The organism is Photorhabdus sp. RM96S (genome assembly GCF_042879335.1).
Lineage (GTDB): Bacteria > Pseudomonadota > Gammaproteobacteria > Enterobacterales > Enterobacteriaceae > Photorhabdus > Photorhabdus kayaii.
On record NZ_JBHFKT010000198.1, the window covers coordinates 1 to 408 of the forward strand.

The 408-nt window shown below is 52.5% G+C and carries 1 protein-coding gene; it reads right to left on the minus strand.

What is annotated here, in order from left to right:
• Positions 1-408 (minus strand): hypothetical protein (locus ACGF49_RS24955; protein ID WP_387493446.1); only part of this gene is annotated, 408 nt, incomplete at both ends.

A 408-nucleotide genomic window follows, 5' to 3' on the forward strand; every position in this document is an offset into this window, starting at 1 on the left:
GTTTCTATCACTGGGGCGGGGGCATAATTGCTGCGGCTTTTTCCCTGCGAGGTTTTGGTGCCACCGAACCCGAACTTTTTCTTTTTGGTTTTTTTAGCATACCAGTGGGTCTGACTGCCCGTATCGGTGGTAATCCGTTCTCCCTGAGTAGCGATATTGTGCAGTTCGCCAATTTCACCACCGAGCGTGCCGCCAGCGACAATCTGGCTGTCGTGATTAGTGACCTGCGCGCTGTTGAGCGTCATATTGCCCCCGGCCAGAATTTTACCGGGGTCGCTCTGTTTAACCTGAGTTTCCTTGACGGTGCGGGTGTACTGATATTCGTAAAAGTCATTACTGCGGCTGCCATCCGGCATGATGGCATCGTGCACTTTGTATTTATTGCGGTGGGAAGTGTCCACCTGTGAC